Below are 18,456 nucleotides of genomic sequence, written 5' to 3' on the forward strand. Positions count from 1 at the left end.
GCTTGGAGGCGCCGACAGACCCAGGGGCCAGCGCCACGGCGGGACCAGTGCCAAGGCCGTTGGCCTGCCGCCAGCGCGCGATTTCCTCCGGCGGCACGACGAGCTGCGGCACCGGCCATTCCGCCGGCAGTGGCGCGCCGGAGGGCAGCGCCAGCGCGGCATTCTTGTCGATGAAGCGAGGCAGGGCCTTCTCGCCCCAGCGCATCCGGTTGATCAGCCCGAGCCGAGCCTCGCCGAAAAAGCCGACGCGCTCCGGGATCCCGGCCAGCGCAGGGGCAATCGCGGCCTTCCAGGTGCGCGGCAGGACGAGGGCGGTTCGATAACCCCGGGAGCGCAGCTCGGATGCGAGACCCCACTGTTTCGCCAGCGCAAGCCGGCTGCGGGGCAGGTCCCAGACGATCCCGGCCCGGACACCGGGCATGTAATCGACCAGGGGCGCGCACAGAGGGGTCACCAGCAAATCGACCGGCCGGTTCGGCCAGCGCTGCCTAAGGACACGCACGACCGTGTGGCCGCGGACGAAATCGCCAATCCACATATAGGGCACGATCAGGATCGGCCGCGTGTCGGCGGCATCTTCCATCTCGATCCCATTAAGTGAATTAATATTCATATCTTTTGTTCGGGGGCGTTTCCGCTCCGGAGGTAACCGCTCCGCATCAGCAGGTAAAGCCGTTACCGAACAATCATGGCACGGGATGACAAGTTGCAGGTGACGGGGGCGCCGGTTTTATCGGGCCGAACGTCGTGGCTGCGTTGAATGACGCCGGCCTGGACGCGGCCGTGTGCGACGTGCTTGGCCATGACGGATTTGGACGCGATCGCGGCAGCCTACAAAACCTCGGTCTGAGCTATCACCTCAGCAATGAATGCATCGAGATCGCCACCTGTGAACAGGAAGCCCGGCAGGCCCGCGGCCTTCGCCGCCTCGATATCAGTCGGGCGGTCACCAACGACGAAGCTGCCGGCGCGTCGTACTGACCAGTGCTGAATCAGGTCGTGGATCATGCCAGGGTTCGGTTTGCGCCAATGATGATCTTCGAGATAGCCAGCGACCGAGCCCGCCGGATGATGCGGACAGTACCTGATGTCGTCGATCACGGCGCCCTGGGCTGCAAGTTCGGCGCACATCCAATTATGCAGCGCATTGACTTGATCCTCGGTGAAGTACCCGCGCGCCACGCCGGACTGGTTGGTGAAAAGGAAGACGAAATAGCCGGCCTCATTGAGGCGCCGGATTGCTCGTGCTGCATTCGGCATCCAGCGAATCCGCTCGCGTGTGCCGATATAGCCGTCGTCACAGTTGACGACGCCGTCGCGGTCGAGAAAAGCCGCAGGTCTTTGGCTCAACTGCTCGCTCATCGGTGGGGCGCCCATTGGAGTACGCCCTTAGCGGCGTCCTCCATTTCGATCCCATAAGATGAATTTGAATTCATATCTTTATTTTTGTCGTGGCTAATCAACTGCGGTCCTGTCGGTAACCGCTCCGCGTCGGCAGGTAAAGCCGTCGATCGGCCTTCGCTTCGCCCAAGAAGCAAAGTTGCCTGCGGCGCGGGAGTGGGGCAAAGCTTTGCCGAATAATCGTGGCAGGGGATGACATGTTGCTGGTGACCGGGGGCGCCGGTTTTATCGGATCGAACGTGGTGGCTGCGTTGAATGACGCCGGCCGGGACGTGGCCGTGTGCGACGTGCTTGGCCATGACGGCAAATGGCGCAATCTGGCCAAGCGTCGGCTCGCCGATTTCGTGCCGCCTTCGGAACTGATGGACTGGCTGAAGGGCCGCCGGCTGGAGGCCGTCATTCATCTCGGCGCCATCTCCGAGACCACGGCGACCGACGGCGATCTGGTGATCGAGACCAATTTCCGCCTGTCGATGCGGCTCCTCGACTGGTGCACGGCGAACGCCACGCCGCTGATCTACGCTTCCTCGGCGGCGACCTATGGCGACGGCGAGCAGGGTTTTCGCGATGACCAATCGATAGATGCACTGAAGAAGCTGCGGCCGATGAATCTCTATGGCTGGAGCAAGCATCTGTTCGACATGGCGGTTGCCGAGCGCGCCGCGCGCGGCGAACGGCTGCCGCCGCAATGGGCCGGGTTGAAGTTCTTCAACGTGTTCGGCCCCAACGAATATCACAAGGGCACGATGATGAGCGTGCTGGCGCGCCGCTTCGACGACGTCAAGGCCGGCCGTCCCGTGCAATTGTTCAAGTCGCACCGCGAAGGCATCGCCGACGGCGACCAGCGCCGCGACTTCATCTATGTCGACGATGTCGTGCGCGTGACGATGTGGCTGCTCTCGACGCCATCGGTCAGCGGCATCTTCAACGTCGGCACCGGCACCGCGCGCAGCTTTCGCGATCTGATCCTGTCAGCCTATGCCGCGCTCGGCGCGAAGCCGAACATCCAGTATGTCGAGATGCCCGAGCAAATCCGCGGCGGTTATCAATACTTCACGCAGAGTGAAGTCGATCGGCTGCTGGGCGCGGGTTACAATGGCGGCTTCACCGCGCTGGAAGACGCGGTAGAGACTTACGTGAAGGCTTTTCTCAATCGCACCGATCGCTTTCGCTGATGGGCACCAGGTAAACAGATGTTCGATTTTGAAGCCCTGAGCCAGGCGATCCCACGTCAGACCGTGCTCTGCGTCGGCGATCTCATGCTCGACGAATTCGTCTATGGCGAGGTGTCGCGCATTTCGCCGGAAGCGCCGGCCCCCGTTATCGCGGTCCAGCGCAGCGAGACCAATGTCGGCGGCGCCGGCAACGTCGCGCGCAACATCGCCTCGCTCGGCGCACGCTGCATCTTTGCAGGGCTCGTCGGCGAGGACGCGGCGGGCGCGAAGCTGAAGGCCGATCTGGCACGGGAGAGCCTGATCGAGGCTGTGCTGGTTGCGGATTCCTCCCGTCCGACGACGCGCAAGGTGCGCTTCGTCTCCGAGCATTTTTCCACCCACATGCTGCGCGCGGATTGGGAGCTGGCCGTGCCGGCCTCGGCCGATGTCGAGCAAAAGCTGATCGACGCGATCCTGCCGCAGGTAGCACGCGCCGACATCGTGCTGTTGTCCGACTACGCCAAGGGCGTGCTGACGGCGCGCGTCATCCGCAACATCATCGACGCCGCGCGGAAATTCGGCAAGCGCGTGATCGTCGATCCCAAGAGCGCCAATTTCGCGATCTATCGCGGCGCCACCCTGCTGACGCCGAACCGCAGGGAGTTCGCGGAAGCCACCCGCAGCCGCGCCGACACCGACCAGGACATTGCCGGCGCGGCGCAGGACGCGATGGTTCTCGCCGATTGCGAGGCGATGCTGGTGACGCAAAGCGAACACGGCATGACGCTGGTGGTTCGCGGCGGTGAGGCGATCCATGTGCCGGCATTGCCGGTCAAGGTGCGCGACGTCTCGGGCGCGGGCGACACGGTCGCCGCCGTCCTGGCGCTGACGCTTGCGGCCAGCGCGGACTGGGAGACGGCGCTGCGGATGGCGAATGCGGCGGCTGCCGTCGCGGTCGGCAAGAAGGGCACCGCCACGGTTACGCCGGCGGAGCTGCGGCGAAAAATCCTGCCGCATGCATCGCTGGCGGCCGAAGAAAAGATCGTGCCGGCACGCGGCGATCTCGAGGCGCATCTTGCGGACTGGCGCAGGCAGGGGCTGCGCATAGGCTTCACCAATGGCTGCTTCGACATTCTGCATCCCGGTCACGTCAAGGTGCTGACAGTCGCGCGCGGCGCCTGCGACCGCCTGATCGTCGGTCTCAACAGCGATGCCTCGGTGAAGCGGCTGAAGGGCGAGGGACGCCCCGTTCAGGACGAGCGGGCGCGCGGCGAAGTGCTGGCGGCGCTGGAGGCGGTCGATCTCGTCGCGATCTTCGAGGAAGACACGCCGATTAACCTGATCGCGAAGGTGAGGCCGAGCGTGCTGGTCAAGGGTGGCGACTACACCCGCGAGCAGGTCGTCGGTCACGAGATCGTCGAGGCTGCAGGCGGCGAGGTCGTGCTGGTCGACATTCTGCCGGGCCACAGCACGACGTCGCTGGTCGGGCGCGCGAGAGGAGGCAAGGCGTGAGCGTAAGTGCGGTGCCCGTACCCGAGGCACGGATACGGTGGCATTGGCGTGACCAAGCTATGTGGATGACGATCGCGGATGTTTTCGCGGTTCTGACTGCACTCACGCTACCATGGTCGACGACCCTACCGGGGATTTTCGTGCCCTGTTGGCTCGGCGCCGCGGCGTGGGGGATTGAATGGCGCGTCTTCGCGCGATTGCTGACGCAACCGATCTGCTATTTGCCGCTCGCTTTTGCGGGCCTGGCTGCCGTCGGCACGCTCTGGTCGGACGCTGCGTGGGGCGCGCGTCTCTACGCCGTTGGTCCCACGCTCAAGCTTCTGGTGTTGCCCGGCTTGTTCTATCATTTCGAGCGCTCGTCGCGCGGAATGTGGGTCTTTATCGCGTTCCTGGTTTCGTGCACCTTGCTGATGCTGGTATCCTGGATCGTCCTGATTGATCCAAGTCTTTCGCTGAAGCCCGTCGCGGAGGCGGAGCGCGGCATCTTCGTCAAGAATTACATCGACCAGAGCCAGGAATTCGCGCTGTGCGCAGTCGCGCTGGCCTACCCGATCATCCGTCTCCTGCAAGCAAACAGGCTGTGGTTGGCGCTGATGCTGGCCGTGATCTCGTTTGGCTTTATCGTCAACATGTCTTTTGTGATCGTTTCGCGCACGGCGATGGTCACCATCCCGGTCATGATTGCAGTATTCGCGCTGCTTCACCTGAAATGGCGAACCAGCCTGATGATCCTCAGCACATTGGTCGCCCTGACGGCACTTGCTTTTGCCGCGTCGCCGCTCCTGCAGCGGAAGGCGGAAACAATCGTCAGCGACTACCAGCGGTACAAACAGGAAAACCTACCTACATCCGTGGGGCTGAGGCTGGAGTATTGGCGAAAGTCGCTGCAGTTCTTTGCCGCGTCGCCGGTCGTCGGTCACGGGACGGGTTCCACGCTCGGGCAATTCCAGAGAGCCGCCAGCGGCGAGGCCGATCGCGCCACGGCCCAAATCATCGGTAACCCCCATAACCAGACGCTTGCCGTTGCGGTTCAGTGGGGCGCCGCCGGGATCATCGTGCTGTATGCGATGTGGTTTGCGCATCTGCGGCTGTTCCGCGGCGAGGGTCTCGTGGCCTGGATCGGACTGTTGGTCGTGGTGCAAAACATCTTCACCTCGGTGTTCAATTCGCACATCTTCGATTTCCATGAAGGATGGATGTACGTGCTGGGCGTCGGCGTTGCCGGTGGCATGATGCTCGCGGCGAGGCAACGCGGCGCGGGCGCAGAACGGGCCGGGTCGTGATGGGGGTGGATCAGCAGCGCAGGGAGGTGAATTCGATCGGCTCGATGTTGTCGGTCATGGCCTCGGCTCGGCACGATCCGTCCGCGCGCATGCTGAACGTCGATCTCATTGCGGTTCTGGTGGCGGTGTTGCTGCCGTGGTCGACCAGCGGCGTCGGCATCGGCATGGTGGTCTGGCTCGCCGCTCTGGCCGCGACGCTCGAACTGCGCCCGTTCCTGCGTTCGTTGCAGCGGCCGATCTGCGCGCTGCCGATCGTGCTCGTTGCGCTCGCCGCGCTGGGAACCCTGTGGTCGGACGCATCCTGGGGCGCACGCCTCTATGCTCTTAGTCCCGCCACGAAGCTGCTCTTTCTGCCGTTCCTGTTCTATCATTTCGAGCGCTCGACGCGCGGCATGTGGGTGTTCGTCGCTTTCCTGGCGTCCTGCACGCTGCTAACGGTCGCGTCCTGGATGGTTGTGATTGATCCCAGCCTCTCACTGAAGGCTCCCGGCGACCCGGCAGGGTACGGCATCTTTGTCAAAAACTACATCGACCAGAGCCAGGAATTCGTGTTGTGCACGGTCGTGCTCGCTTTCCCCATCATCACATTGCTGCGAGACGGGAAAATACGGCAGGCGTTGTTGTTGACGGCCGTTGCTGCGAACTTCGTCCTCAACATGGCGTTCGTCGTCGTGTCGCGAACGGCGCTGGTCACGCTGCCGATCATGCTCGCCGTGTTCGCCATGGCGCATTTGAAGTGGCGAACCAACGTGTTCCTGTCCGTCACCGCCGTTGTGCTCGGCGCACTGGCCTGGACGGTATCGCCTCAACTGCAGGCGACGACCGACAGGTTTGTGCGGGACTACCGGATCTACAAGGAATTCAATCAGCCGACATCGATCGGGCTACGGCTCGAGTTCTGGGAGAAGTCGTTGCGGTTCTTTGCCGAGGCGCCCGTCATCGGCCACGGCACGGGTTCAACACGTGGGCTGTTCGAGGCGGCTGCGACCGGTCCCGCGGTGCTGGCACAGGGGCACGTGATCGGCAATCCGCATAACCAGACCCTCAACGTCGCCGTCCAGTGGGGCATGATAGGGATCGTGATCCTGTACGCAATGTGGTTTTCGCATTTTGCGCTGTTTCGCGGCGAAGGTCTGGCGGCCTGGATCGGCCTGATGGTCGTGCTGCAGAACATGTTCAGTTCGTTGTTCAACTCGCATCTGTTCGATTTTCACGAGGGCTGGATGTATGTGCTGGGCGTCGGGGTAGCCGGAGGCATGGTGTTGCGCGCGAGATCCGGCGGAGCGGAACCTTCCGGAACAGCCCGGTCATGATCGCTGGCATGCACGCCGGAGATAAGATATCAGCGGACTCGGGAGCCCTGCGAATCCCCTCGCTTCCGCACCCGGCTATTGGAAATGACGCCTCTTTCGCAACTAACCCGTCGTAATTTCCTTATCGCAGCGCATGACGCGCTGGCGACAGCGGTTGCGCTTCTGGCAAGCTTCTACCTTAGATTTGATGGAGGCGAGGCCTTCTATGCCCGGCTGCCGCTGCTGCTGCGCATTCTGCCCCTCTTCATCGTCTTCAGCATCGTGATTTGTTACGTCTTCAACCTGACGACGACGAAATGGCGTTTCATTTCGCTCCCCGATGCGCTGAACATCCTGCGCGTGGCGACCGTTCTGGCGGTAACGCTCATCGTGCTGGACTATGCCTTCATTTTCGCGGCATCAAACGGCAAGGCGCCGGTGCTATTCGGCCGCATTACCATCGTTCTCTACTGGTTTCTTCAGGTGTTCGCGCTGAGCGCGCTCCGTTTTGGCTATCGCTATTTTCGCTATACGCGTGTGCGCCGCCATGCCCGGACCGAAGGGGCCTCGTCGACCCTGTTGATCGGCCGTGCCGCCGACGCCGAGGTGCTGCTGCGCGCCATCGAGAGCGGTGCGGTCAAGCAGCTTTGGCCCGTCGGCGTGCTGTCGCCATCGGCCGCGGACCGCGGGCAGTCGATTCGCAACGTGCCGGTGCTTGGCGGGATCGACGACGTCGAGGACGTGATCCGCGACTATGCCGGGCGGGGAAAGCCGATCTCGCGGGTGGTCATGACCCAGTCGGCGTTCGAACCTGAGGCGCATCCCGAGGCGATTCTGATGCGGGCTAAGCGGCTCGGCCTGTTCGTCAGCCGCCTGCCGTCGCTCGAAGGCGGCGATGTGCCGAGGCTGACCAATGTCGCCGTCGAAGATCTGCTGCTGCGGCCGAGCGAGAAGATCGATTACGCGCGGCTTGAAGCGCTGGTGAAGGGCAAAGCGGTGATCGTCACCGGCGGCGGTGGCTCGATCGGTTCGGAGATTTGCGATCGCGTCGCGACCTTCGGCGCTGCGCGGCTATTGGTGATCGAGCATTCGGAACCGGCGCTTTACGCAGTGACGGAGGCGCTGACGGCGCGCGCGGCCAATGCCGAGATCGAGGGCCGAATCGCTGATATCCGCGATCGCGACCGGATCATGAACCTGATGAAGGAATTCAAGCCCGACATCGTGTTCCATGCCGCCGCGCTGAAGCACGTGCCGATCCTCGAGCGCGACTGGAGCGAGGGCGTCAAGACCAACATCTTCGGGTCGGTCAACGTTGCCGACGCCGCTCTGGCGGCGGGCGCCACGGCAATGGTGATGATCTCGACCGACAAGGCGATCGAGCCGGTCTCGATGCTGGGCCTGACCAAGCGCTTTGCCGAAATGTATTGCCAGGCGCTCGACCATGACCTGATGACGCAATCGGGCGGCAAGCCGCACATGCGGTTAATCTCGGTGCGGTTCGGCAACGTGCTGGCCTCGAACGGATCGGTGGTGCCGAAATTCAAGGCGCAGATCGAGGCCGGCGGCCCGGTCACAGTGACGCACCCGGATATGGTCCGCTACTTCATGACCATCCGCGAAGCCTGCGATCTCGTGCTGACTGCTGCTACCCACGCGCTGACGCCGGCGCGGCCCGATGTCTCCGTCTACGTCCTCAACATGGGACAGCCGGTCAAGATCGTGGAAATGGCCGAGCGGATGATCCGTCTGTCCGGCCTCGAACCCGGCATCGATATCGAGGTGGTGTTCACCGGCATGCGGCCGGGCGAGCGGCTCAACGAGATCCTGTTCGCCAGCCAGGAGCCGACGGTGGAGATCGGAGTAGCTGGCATCATGGCGGCCAAGCCGAACGAGCCGCCGATGCAAACGCTACAAAAGTGGCTCGCGGCGCTGGACGAGGCGATTGCGCGGGATGACCGTCCCACCATCAGGGCGGTGCTCAAGGATGCCGTGCCCGAGTTCGGATCGCACGCCGCTTGATCTATTTCGCCGCTTCGAAAGCCAATGATGCAGCAATCCGGAAAAGTCGTCGTCGTCAGCCAGCACTATCCGCCGGATCCGAGCACGACGGCCGCGATCATGGCGGCGATTTCGGAACGCATGGCGCAGGAAGCCGAAGTCCTGGTGCTGTCGGGAACGGCGGGCTCGGCTGCGGCGGCGTCGGCCGGCAAGCCTCAGATCGTCGAGGTCAGGAACTGGATGCCCGGCAAGGCCGCGCTAGGCAAGCGTGCCTTGGCCGAACTGCTGTTCACGGCAAGGACGTTGGTCGCGATGTTGACGAAGCTGCGGCGCGGCGACGTCGCGCTGACCGTGCCCGCACCCTTCATGCTGCCTTACGCCTTTGCCGCGGCCGCCAAATTGAAAGGCGCGAGGTCGGTGCTGATCATGCACGACCTCTATCCCGACGTCCTGATCATGGCGGGCCTCCTGAAGCCGGATTCGTTGCTGGCGAAGGCGATGCGCGCCCTGAACGCGCTGATGTTTCGCACCCTCGACGCCGTCGTCATCATCGGCCGCGACACCGAAAAGCTGCTGCTGCGTTATGGCGGAATGACCCGTGACAAGATGCGGTTCATTCCGAACTGGGCGACGCTTGTGCCCGGCGTTCGCGCGGTCGATCCTGATAATCCGTATCGCCGCCCGCTTTCCGCCCGTTTTGTCGTCGGGCTGTCCGGCAATCTCGGCTTCACCCACGACCCCGTCATCGTATTCGAGGCGGCACGGTTGCTGCGCGACAACAAGGATATCCACTTCCTGCTGTCGGGCTGGGGAATCGGATTCGATCAATTGCGGGAAATGCAGTCCGAGGCAAAGCTTTCAAACGTCACGCTGGTCGACCGCGTCGAGGACGAACAGCTAGAAGCGTTTCTTTCGGCCGCCGACGTCTGGATCATTCCCTACCGCAAGAACGTCGCCGGCGTATCGGTGCCCAGCCGGTTCTACAATCTGCTGGCGATCGGCCGTCCGGTGATCCTGGTTTCCGAAGCGGATGCCGAGGCGGCGTTGACAGTGACCGAGCACGATGTCGGTTGGGTCGTCGAACCCGGCAACGCCGATGAGCTGGCGAAAACGGTAAACCGTGCGGCAGGCTCTGTGGATCCGCAGCGGGCCGAACGCGCGGCCGAAATCTCCAGACGGTTCGATTTTGAGATCGCGATGGCCGACTATTGCGGCCTGATCCGCGAGCTCTTGCAGAAGAAGCCAGGTTAGCCGGCGGACATTTGCCGGCGCGAGAAGCGGTGCATCAGGAACGCCGTGGCGATGCTGCCGACGACGAAGAGCAGGATTGCGATTGCCGTCGACGAGGTCATGACCGAGCCGATCGCCAACGCAGCCAGCACGAGATTGAGGGCGAACACCTCGCTCACCACGCGCGATACCGAAAATCCGTTGTCGGTGGCACGCTGATAGAAGTGGGTGCGATGCGCCGCCCAGAACGGCTCGCGCCTTGCCATCCGCCGAAACAGCGTAACGGTCGCATCGGCTAGATAATAGAGTGGCAACAGCAGGGCGGTCGTGACGTGCTGATGCCAGGCGAGCTGCAGCAGACACCAACCGATGAGCAGGCCGATAGGCAGGCTGCCGACGTCGCCGAGAAAGATTTTCGCCACCGGCCGGTTGAACGGCGCGAAGCCGAGCATCGCGCCGAACAGCGCCGCGGCGGCGACCGTCGCCGGCGCCGGAAGTTCGCCGAGCCAGCCGAGCAGAACGAGTGCGCCGGTTACGGGCACGATCTCGGCGACGGTCATCAGGTCGAGCCCGTCCATGAAGTTGACGAGGTTCACGAACCACAGGCCCGCAAGCAACAATAGGCCGCGCTCGAGCCAGAACGGGCAGGCGGAGACGATCCTCACGTTTTCGGGCGCGGCGAGGATCACCGCTGCGACCGCCGCGCCCTGCAGCAGCAGCCGCGGCACTACCGGGATGGTTTTGACGTCATCAGCAAAGCCTACGGCCGCAATGAACAGCGTCGCGCCAAATACTGCGACCGGGATTCTCATCTCCACCGCGCCGGCAGATGCGATGACCGCGGCAGCCGCGATCAGCGTGGCCGCGATCACCGCGATGCCTGCGCCCTGCGGCGTCGGAACCCGGTGGGAAGAGCGTGCGTTCGGCTTTGCCAGTGCTATTCGCAGCAGCAGCGGCCGGATCGCCCAGGTCAGGACGCCCGACAGCAGCGCCGCCGGCACCGCTGCAGCAAACGACAGCAGTAGTTGCGAATTGGCCATTCTGTCCGCGCGGAAAGTTACTGAAGATTACTTGGGAACCTCAATGGCCGCCGTGCCCTGCGCGGCCTTCTCGGCGCTCAAGATCCAGACCAGCCCGCCGATCGCGCCGACGATGAAGTATACTGCGCCATAGAGCAGCGAGATGTTGACGCCCTCGTTGGCCATCAGTCCGGCATATCCGAACGCCAGCCCCATGGTGGCCTCGCGGACGCCCCAACCGGCAATCGAAATCGGCAGCATGGTGATCAGCATCACGGGCGGAACGAGCTGAAAAATCTGGCCGAACAGCACGGGGGCTGCGATCGACTGCACCACGCACCAGGCGATGACGACGGCGAGCACATGCACCAGCAACGACAGCACAGCGACTTTCGGACCGTGAACGCGGCCGAACAGCACGCGGTTGGCGATCACCGAACAGGCGTGGATGTGATGGGTTCCCCACCAGTGCTTCAGCCACGGCCACGGCAGCCTGCCGAGCAGCAGAAATCCGAGGCCGCCGGCAAGCGCTGCGAAATCGACGAACAGCAGCGCCGACCTGCCGTGCGGATCGGTGATCAGCCGGTAGCTCCAGGGCAGGCTCGCGACGATGACCACCGCGAGCGCGATCAGGCCGATAGCGCGGTCGACGAAGATCGAATAGGTCGCAGCCCGCCAGCCGTGGCCGCTGCGGGCCACCAGCCACAGCCTGACCGCGTCGCCGCCGATCGAGGAGGGTAGCGTCTGGTTGAAGAAGGTTCCGATCACGTTGAAGCGCATCGCTTGCCGGATCGGCAGCGGCGCGCCGCACTCCGCGCTGATCTCGCGCCATCGCAATACGCCGATGAATATCTGCAGGAACGCCACGGCGATCGCTACGCCGATCCAGCCAAGGCTGGAAACGTCGATGCGGGCGGCGAGGTCGGCGAGATCGACCTTGCGCAGCGAGAAATACAGGAGCGCCGCCGAGACCAGTATCTTCAAAGTCGAAAGCAGGATTCGGCGCATCTCGCCCGTGCTGGGTTTGAGAAGGGGGTGCAAAAAGCGATGCAATTCGGCGCCTTGGTATGGTTTTCAGGCCGGTCTGGCAATAGCGGGGCTGGTAAGTGTTGCGGCCCCCTCGACAACGCGGGTAAAAAGGCGCGAACCGGATGTGGCGAGCCGGTGCCACGTTCAGGGAAATGATGTCGGATCAGGCAATATTGGTCACGGGGGCAGCCGGGTTCATCGGCTTCCACGTCGCTCGCCGGCTGCTTGCCGAAGGCCGCGCTGTGGTCGGCCTCGACAATCTCAACCACTATTACGATCCGGCGCTGAAGGCAGCGCGGCTGGACATCCTGCGCGGGGAACGAGATTTCGCGTTCGAACAGATCGATCTTGCCGACCGCACATCAATGGAACGCCTGTTTGCCAAGCATCGCTTTGCCAGGGTGGTGCATCTCGCGGCGCAGGCGGGCGTGCGTTATTCGATCGACCAGCCGCACGCCTATGTCGACGCCAATCTCGCGGGTTTCGTCAATGTGCTGGAAGGCTGCCGGCATCATGGATGCGTACATCTGGTCTATGCGTCATCCTCGTCGGTCTACGGCGCCAATACGAAGCTACCGTTCTCGGAGGACGACAAGACCGATCATCCGGTCAGCCTCTATGCCGCCACGAAGAAGGCCAATGAGCTGATCGCACATTCCTACAGCCACCTCTACCACCTTCCGGTGACGGGCCTGCGGTTCTTTACCATCTACGGGCCATGGGGACGGCCCGATATGGCGTATTTCCTCTTTACCAAAGCGATCGTGGAGGGCACTCCGATCAGGCTCTTTAACCATGGCAGGATGCGGCGCGACTTTACCCATGTTGCGGACGCGACGCGTGCCATACTGCACCTGGTCGATCAGGCCCCGCGCGATGGCGGCCCGGCGGCCGCTGCGCCAGCACGGATTTACAATGTTGGCAACAATCACCCGGAAGAACTAACCCATGTGGTATCGGTTCTGGAGCGGGAATTAGGCCGCGCGGCGGTAAAGGAGATGCTGCCGATGCAGCCCGGAGACGTGACCGAGACCTTCGCCGATGTCGCGGAATTGATGCGCGACACCGGTTTCAGGCCGCAGACCTCGATCGAGGACGGGCTTGCCGATTTTGTCGCCTGGTATCGTGACTTTTACAGGATTTGAGGCGCCGATGAGCCGACGAATTATTCCCCTGATCATGTGCGGTGGCGCGGGAACGCGGCTGTGGCCGGCCTCGCGCGAAGTCCACCCCAAGCAATTCCTGTCCTTGTTCGGGGCGCGCTCGACGTTCCAGGACACGCTGTTGCGGGTCTCGGACGCGACGCTGTTCGAACGGCCCGTCATCATCACCAACAACGCCTATCGCTTCATGGTGCTCGAGCAACTGGCGGAGATCGGGCTAGAGGCCGACGTGCTGCTCGAACCGATGCGGCGCGATTCCGGGCCTGCGATTGCGGCTGGCGCCGCGTTTGCCGAGACGCGCGACAAGGATGCGATCGTGCTGGCGCTTGCCGCCGATCACGTGGTTTCCGATACGCCCGCCTTCCTCGCCGCCTGCCGCGAAGGGCTGGCTGCGGCGGAAGCCGGGCACATCGTCACGTTCGGCGTGCAACCCGAACGCGCCGCCACCGAATATGGCTACATCAATCCCGGCGAAGTCATTTCCGGCAAGGTCCACGCGGTCGCGAAGTTTGTCGAGAAGCCTGATCCGGCAACGGCGGCGAGTTACGTCGAGGCCGGCTATCTCTGGAACAGCGGCAACTTCATGTTCCGCGCCGCCATACTGTCGGATGAATATCGCAAGGTCGATGCGGACAGCGTCCAGGCCGTGACCGACGCGGTGGCGAAGGCGGGCACCGACCTCGGATTCGTCAAGCTCGACGATGCCGCGTTCGGATCGGCGAAGTCGATCTCGATTGATTATGCGGTGATGGAAAAGACCTCGCGCGCCGCGGTCGTGCCGGTCGCATGCGGCTGGTCCGACGTCGGCTCCTGGCATGCGGTGTGGGAATTGTCCGGCAAGGATGGCGAGGGTAACGCGGCGCGCGGCGTTGCGGTGTTCGAGGATTCCCGCAACTGCAACGTATCGACCGACCGCGCGCTGGTCGCGCTCGAAGGCGTCGACGATCTCGTGGTTGTCGCGACCCAGGACGCCGTGCTGGTCTCCAGGCAAAAGGACGCCAACGGGCTGAAGCGGCTGGTTGCGAAGCTGAAGACGGTGGCGCCGCAGGTGACCGAGGATCACATCAGGGTACACAGGCCCTGGGGATCCTATCAGTCGGTCGACAATGGCGATCGGCATCAGGTCAAGCGCATCATCGTCAAGCCGGGCGGGCGGCTTTCGCTGCAGAAGCATCACCACCGGGCCGAGCACTGGATCGTGGTGCGCGGAACGGCGCAGGTTACCGTCAACGAGCTGGTCAAGACCGTGCACGAGAACGAATCGATCTACATCCCGATCGGCGCGGTGCACCGGTTGGAGAATCCCGGCAAGATCCAGCTCGAATTGATCGAGGTCCAGACCGGCAGCTATTTCGGCGAGGACGACATCATCCGCATCGAGGACGACTACCGGCGCAGTTGAGCGAACGGTCGTTTTACCGGTCCCGGCGGCTGTAATTCTTTGAATCAAAACGTGTCCGAAAACCGTCGATCGCGTTCGCCACATCTGTGACGGCGTGCTAGAGAACCGCCGGGGACGTTACCGGCGCAGAATCTGCTTGGGGTCGATAAATCATGAGTTCCAAAGGGTCCGCATCTGCCGCGAAGACCGATGCAGAACGCGGCTTGCGCGTCGGCGTGGTCGGCGCAGGCGTGATGGGCAGCAACCATGCCCGCGTGCTGGCTGGTCTGCCCGGGGTGACGCTGGTCGGCATCGTCGATCCGTTGCCGGAACACCGTGTGCGCGCCACCGCGCTTGCCGGCTGCCGGGCGTTCGCTGATCTCGACGAGCTGTTTGACGAGGGCGTCGATGCCGTGACGATCGCGGCGCCGACCCATCTGCATCACGAGATTGCGCTCGCCTGCATCACCCGCAACATCCACATCCTGGTCGAGAAGCCGGTCGCTTCCACCGTGGAGGAGGGGCAGGGCATCGTCAACGCGGCGCGCAGCGCCGGCGTGACGCTGATGGTCGGCCATGTCGAGCGCTTCAATCCGGCGGTCGCCGCAATCAAGCAGGCAATTTCGGGCGAGGACATTCTCTCGATCGGCATCACCCGCGTCGGGCCGTTCCCGCCGCGGATGTCGAATGTCGGCGTCGTGATCGATCTCGCGGTGCACGATATCGACCTGATCCGCTGGTTCACCGAGTCCGATATCGTCGAGGTGCAGCCGCAGCTCTCGAGCGCGGTTGCCGAGCGCGAGGACATTGCGCTGCTGCAGTTCCGCACCGCCTCCGGCGTGCTCGCCCACATCAACACCAACTGGCTGACGCCGTTCAAGGCGCGCAGCGTCACGGTTGCGACGCGCGGCAAATATGTGATGGGCGATCTGCTGACACGCCAGGTAACCGAGTGTTTCGGCTTCAAGCCCGACGGCAGCTATTCGATGCGGCATCTGCCGGTCGGGCATGACGAACCGCTGCGCGCCGAACTGATCGCCTTCCTCGATGCCGTCCGCACCGGCAATGTGCCGGCAGTTTCCGGCGACGAGGGCGTCGCCAGTCTCGAAATCGCGATCCGCTGCCTCGAGCAGCCCGCCAAGCCCGCGGCTTCCGCCGCGCGCAAGGGCCCGCGCCGCATCGCCGGCTGAACTCTCCCATCCGATTCCCGGAAGGCACCATGAACCAGCATATGCGCCAAGAACCCGTTCCCTTCGTCGACATTACCGCGCAGCGCCGACGGCTCGGCAAGTCGGTCGATGATGCCGTTGCCCGCGTGCTCAACCACTGCCAGTTCATCAACGGCCCGGAGGTCACGGAGCTGGAAGCCGCGCTTGCAAAATTTTGCGGCGCCAAGCATGTCGTGAGCTGCGCCAGCGGCACCGACGCGCTGCTGATGGTGCTGATGGCGAAGCAGATCGGCCCCGGCGATGCCGTGTTGTGTCCCTCCTTCACCTTTTGCGCGACCGGCGAGGTGGTGGTGCTGACCGGTGCCACGCCCGTCTTCGTCGACGTCGACGAGATGACCTTCAACATCGACCCCGGCTCGCTCAAGCGCGGCATCGCAACCGCGCGGCAGCGTGGCCTGAAGCCGCGGGCGGTGATCCCGGTCGACCTGTTCGGGCAGAGCGCTGACCACGACGCCATCGGCGCCATCGCGGAGGCCGAGGGCCTCTTCGTGCTCAACGACGCCGCGCAGAGCTTTGGCGCCAGCTACAAGGGCCGCCGGCTCGGTACCTTCGGCCTGGCGACCACAACCAGCTTCTTTCCCGCAAAGCCGCTCGGCTGCTACGGCGACGGCGGCGCGATCTTCACCGACGACGATGCGCTGGCCGAAACGCTGCGCAGCATCCGCGTCCACGGCCAGGGCTCGGACAAATACGACAATGTCCGTATCGGTCTCACCGCGCGGCTCGACACTATGCAGGCCGCGATTCTGATCGAGAAGCTGAAAATCTTCGAGGACGAGATCGCGGCGCGCAATGTGGTTGCAGAGCGCTATGCGCGGGGGCTCGGAAATGTCGTGACCGTGCCCCGTCTTGCCAGCGGCTGCAGCTCGATCTGGGCCTGCTATACCATCCGCTTGCCCAAAGGCACGGACCGTGACCGCTTCGTTGCCAACCTGAAGGCGCAGGGGATTCCGACCGCGATCTATTACACGAAATCGATGCATCAGCAGACCGCCTACAAGAGTTTCCCGGTGGCGGATGGCGGGCTGCCGGTGAGCGAAAAGCTCTCGGACGATGTCGTCAGCCTGCCGATTCACGCCTATCTCGACGAGGCGACGCAGGCGCGGGTGATCGAGGCGGTGCGCGGCGCGCTCTCTTCCTGATTTCACGGTTTGGCGAATATGCGCTAGAAGCGGCGCATGCTCGGACGCATCTTCACCGTCGGCGGTTACACGCTGCTTTCGCGGCTGACCGGTTTCGCGCGCGACATCATGCTCGCCGCCATACTCGGCGCCGGGCCTGTCGCCGATGCGTTTTTCGTGGCGCTGCGGCTGCCCAATCATTTTCGCGCGATCTTCGCCGAAGGCGCCTTCAACGCCGCCTTCGTGCCGGCCTATGCGCATCTGCACGGCAAGGGTGAAGCGTCGGCGCGGCTGTTCGCCGACCGCGTCTTCACGCTGCTGTTTGCCGTCCAGGTGATCCTGCTCGTTGTTGCCTGGGTGTTCATGCCGGAGGTGATCGCCATTCTCGCGCCGGGATTCAAGGACGATCCGGCGCGCGGCGAACTTGCGATCTCGCTGACGCGGATCACATTTCCGTATTTGCTGTTGATCACGCTGGTGACGCTGTACGGCGGCATGCTCAACGTGATGCACCGCTTTGCGAGCGCCGCCGCTGCGCCGATCTTTCTTAACCTGTCGATGATGGCGACGCTGGCGCTGGCCGCGTTCTTTCCGGGCGCGGGCTACGCCGCCGCATGGGGCGTCCTGCTCGCCGGCATCCTTGAATTCCTGCTGCTGGCCGGCGACGCGGCCAAGACCGGCATTCTGCCGAAATTCGCTTTCGTCAAATTCGACGAAGACGTGCGCGCGTTTTTTCGGGCGCTCGGGCCTGCGACCATCGGCTCGATGGGAACTCAGATTGCAATGTTTGCCGATACCATCATCGCCACTTTTCTGGCGGCCGGAGCGCTTTCGGCGCTGTACTACGCCGACCGCCTCTTTCAGTTGCCAATCGGCGTAGTCGGAATTGCCATTGGCACCGTACTGCTGCCGGAGATGTCCCGGCGCCTCGCTGCAAATGACGTTACCGGCGCATCCGCCGCGCAGCGACGGGCGTTCGAGTTCTCGCTGTTGTTTTCAGTGCCCTTCGTCGCCGCCTTCCTGACCGTGCCTGATGTCATCATGCGTGCGATGTTTGCGCGCGGCGCATTCTCGAAGGCGGATGCCGTGGCCGCGGGCGCCACGCTGGCCGCTTACGCGATCGGACTCATTCCGTTCGTGACCATCCGCAGCGCGGTGGCGACCTTCTATGCCCGTCACGACACCGCGACGCCGGTCAAGGCGGCACTGACCGGCGTTGCCGTCAACGTGGCGCTGAAGGTCGCATTGATGGGCGCGCTGGCGCAAATCGGCCTGGCGCTTGCCACCGCCATCGGAGCCTGGGTCAATCTCTTGCTGGTGCTCTTCTTCGCGGTGCGGGCGGGTTACCTCGAACTCGACCGCGCCTGGATGACATCGCTCGCCAAGTTCGCGGCGGCCGGTGTCCTGCTCGCCGCCGCGCTTTGGGCCACCGCGCGATTTGCTAGTTTCTACTTCGCGCAAATGCACATCTTCCGCGACGAGACCTCGCTACTGCTGCTGATCGTGACTGGTGCATTCGTGTACGGTGTCTTGATACTGCTGCTGTTTGGCAGGGGATGGCTATTTGTGCTGCTCCGCGACCGGAGATCCGGCCGTAATTGATTGTAAATAAAAGAAAATTGCAGATACGGCGCGTTGTGG

15 protein-coding genes and 1 pseudogene are annotated in these 18,456 nt (G+C 63.5%); 12 read left to right on the plus strand and 4 right to left on the minus strand.

Features of this window, described 5'->3' with window-relative positions:
- Nucleotides 1-613: glycosyltransferase family 9 protein (locus CP49_RS14580; RefSeq protein ID WP_276326842.1), on the minus strand; the 613-nt coding region annotated here is incomplete at its 3' end.
- A 119-nt stretch (nt 614-732) separates the two neighbouring features.
- Between CP49_RS14580 and CP49_RS49235 the strand changes: the two are divergent.
- Nucleotides 733-837: pseudogene (locus CP49_RS49235) on the plus strand (ADP-glyceromanno-heptose 6-epimerase); the annotation flags it as partial.
- Here CP49_RS49235 and CP49_RS14585 read toward each other — a convergent pair.
- Entirely contained in the window at nt 832-1,362 is a 531-nt protein-coding gene (locus tag CP49_RS14585) for a D-glycero-alpha-D-manno-heptose-1,7-bisphosphate 7-phosphatase (RefSeq protein ID WP_057850984.1), read from the minus strand. The pseudogene CP49_RS49235 and the gene CP49_RS14585 sit on opposite strands and share 6 nt — an antisense overlap.
- 236 nt (nt 1,363-1,598) lie before the next feature.
- Between CP49_RS14585 and rfaD the strand changes: the two genes are divergently transcribed.
- From rfaD to CP49_RS14615, 6 genes are all read left to right on the plus strand, one after another.
- Nucleotides 1,599-2,576: an ADP-glyceromanno-heptose 6-epimerase gene (rfaD, locus tag CP49_RS14590; protein WP_057850928.1), complete on the plus strand. Its 978-nt coding sequence runs from the start codon at nt 1,599-1,601 to the stop codon at nt 2,574-2,576.
- A gap of 18 nt (nt 2,577-2,594) precedes the next feature.
- Nucleotides 2,595-4,067, plus strand: a complete 1,473-nt coding sequence (rfaE1, locus tag CP49_RS14595) for a D-glycero-beta-D-manno-heptose-7-phosphate kinase (protein ID WP_057850929.1) — start codon at nt 2,595-2,597, stop codon at nt 4,065-4,067.
- A gap of 59 nt (nt 4,068-4,126) precedes the next feature.
- Nucleotides 4,127-5,350, plus strand: a complete 1,224-nt coding sequence (locus CP49_RS14600) for an O-antigen ligase family protein (RefSeq protein ID WP_082646026.1) — start codon at nt 4,127-4,129, stop codon at nt 5,348-5,350.
- A gap of 44 nt (nt 5,351-5,394) precedes the next feature.
- Nucleotides 5,395-6,663 (plus strand): O-antigen ligase family protein, encoded by a 1,269-nt coding sequence (locus tag CP49_RS14605; protein WP_057850985.1) that lies wholly within the window; start codon nt 5,395-5,397, stop codon nt 6,661-6,663.
- A gap of 84 nt (nt 6,664-6,747) precedes the next feature.
- Nucleotides 6,748-8,664: an SDR family NAD(P)-dependent oxidoreductase gene (locus CP49_RS14610; RefSeq protein ID WP_057850931.1), complete on the plus strand. Its 1,917-nt coding sequence runs from the start codon at nt 6,748-6,750 to the stop codon at nt 8,662-8,664.
- A 24-nt stretch (nt 8,665-8,688) separates the two neighbouring features.
- Nucleotides 8,689-9,894 (plus strand): glycosyltransferase family 4 protein, encoded by a 1,206-nt coding sequence (locus tag CP49_RS14615; RefSeq protein WP_057850932.1) that lies wholly within the window; start codon nt 8,689-8,691, stop codon nt 9,892-9,894.
- On the opposite strand, the gene CP49_RS14620 is transcribed toward CP49_RS14615, so the two are convergent.
- Nucleotides 9,891-10,913: an MraY family glycosyltransferase gene (locus tag CP49_RS14620; RefSeq protein WP_057850933.1), complete on the minus strand. Its 1,023-nt coding sequence runs from the start codon at nt 10,911-10,913 to the stop codon at nt 9,891-9,893. The two genes, CP49_RS14615 and CP49_RS14620, sit on opposite strands and share 4 nt — an antisense overlap.
- 27 nt (nt 10,914-10,940) lie before the next feature.
- On the minus strand, nt 10,941-11,900 hold the full coding sequence (locus CP49_RS14625) for a lysylphosphatidylglycerol synthase transmembrane domain-containing protein (protein WP_057850934.1): 960 nt from the start codon (nt 11,898-11,900) through the stop codon (nt 10,941-10,943).
- A gap of 176 nt (nt 11,901-12,076) precedes the next feature.
- Between CP49_RS14625 and CP49_RS14630 the strand changes: the two genes are divergently transcribed.
- From CP49_RS14630 to murJ, 5 genes are all read left to right on the plus strand, one after another.
- The gene (locus CP49_RS14630) at nt 12,077-13,066 is read left to right on the plus strand and encodes an SDR family NAD(P)-dependent oxidoreductase (protein ID WP_057850986.1); all 990 of its coding nucleotides are present in this window, start codon (nt 12,077-12,079) and stop codon (nt 13,064-13,066) included.
- Between the two features lie 7 nt (nt 13,067-13,073).
- Nucleotides 13,074-14,486: a mannose-1-phosphate guanylyltransferase/mannose-6-phosphate isomerase gene (locus CP49_RS14635; RefSeq protein WP_057850935.1), complete on the plus strand. Its 1,413-nt coding sequence runs from the start codon at nt 13,074-13,076 to the stop codon at nt 14,484-14,486.
- Between the two features lie 152 nt (nt 14,487-14,638).
- The gene (locus CP49_RS14640) at nt 14,639-15,655 is read left to right on the plus strand and encodes a Gfo/Idh/MocA family protein (protein WP_057850936.1); all 1,017 of its coding nucleotides are present in this window, start codon (nt 14,639-14,641) and stop codon (nt 15,653-15,655) included.
- 29 nt (nt 15,656-15,684) lie between these two features.
- Nucleotides 15,685-16,836 carry a DegT/DnrJ/EryC1/StrS family aminotransferase gene (locus tag CP49_RS14645; protein WP_057850937.1) on the plus strand — a complete coding sequence of 384 codons (1,152 nt, stop codon included), beginning with the start codon at nt 15,685-15,687 and terminating at the stop codon, nt 16,834-16,836.
- 36 nt (nt 16,837-16,872) lie between these two features.
- Nucleotides 16,873-18,417, plus strand: coding sequence for a murein biosynthesis integral membrane protein MurJ (murJ, locus tag CP49_RS14650; protein WP_057850938.1), 1,545 nt, complete (start codon nt 16,873-16,875; stop codon nt 18,415-18,417).
- Nucleotides 18,418-18,456: the final 39 nt, after the last annotated feature.

Origin of the sequence: Bradyrhizobium valentinum, from assembly GCF_001440405.1 — a bacterium.
Taxonomy (GTDB): Bacteria; Pseudomonadota; Alphaproteobacteria; order Rhizobiales; family Xanthobacteraceae; genus Bradyrhizobium; species Bradyrhizobium valentinum.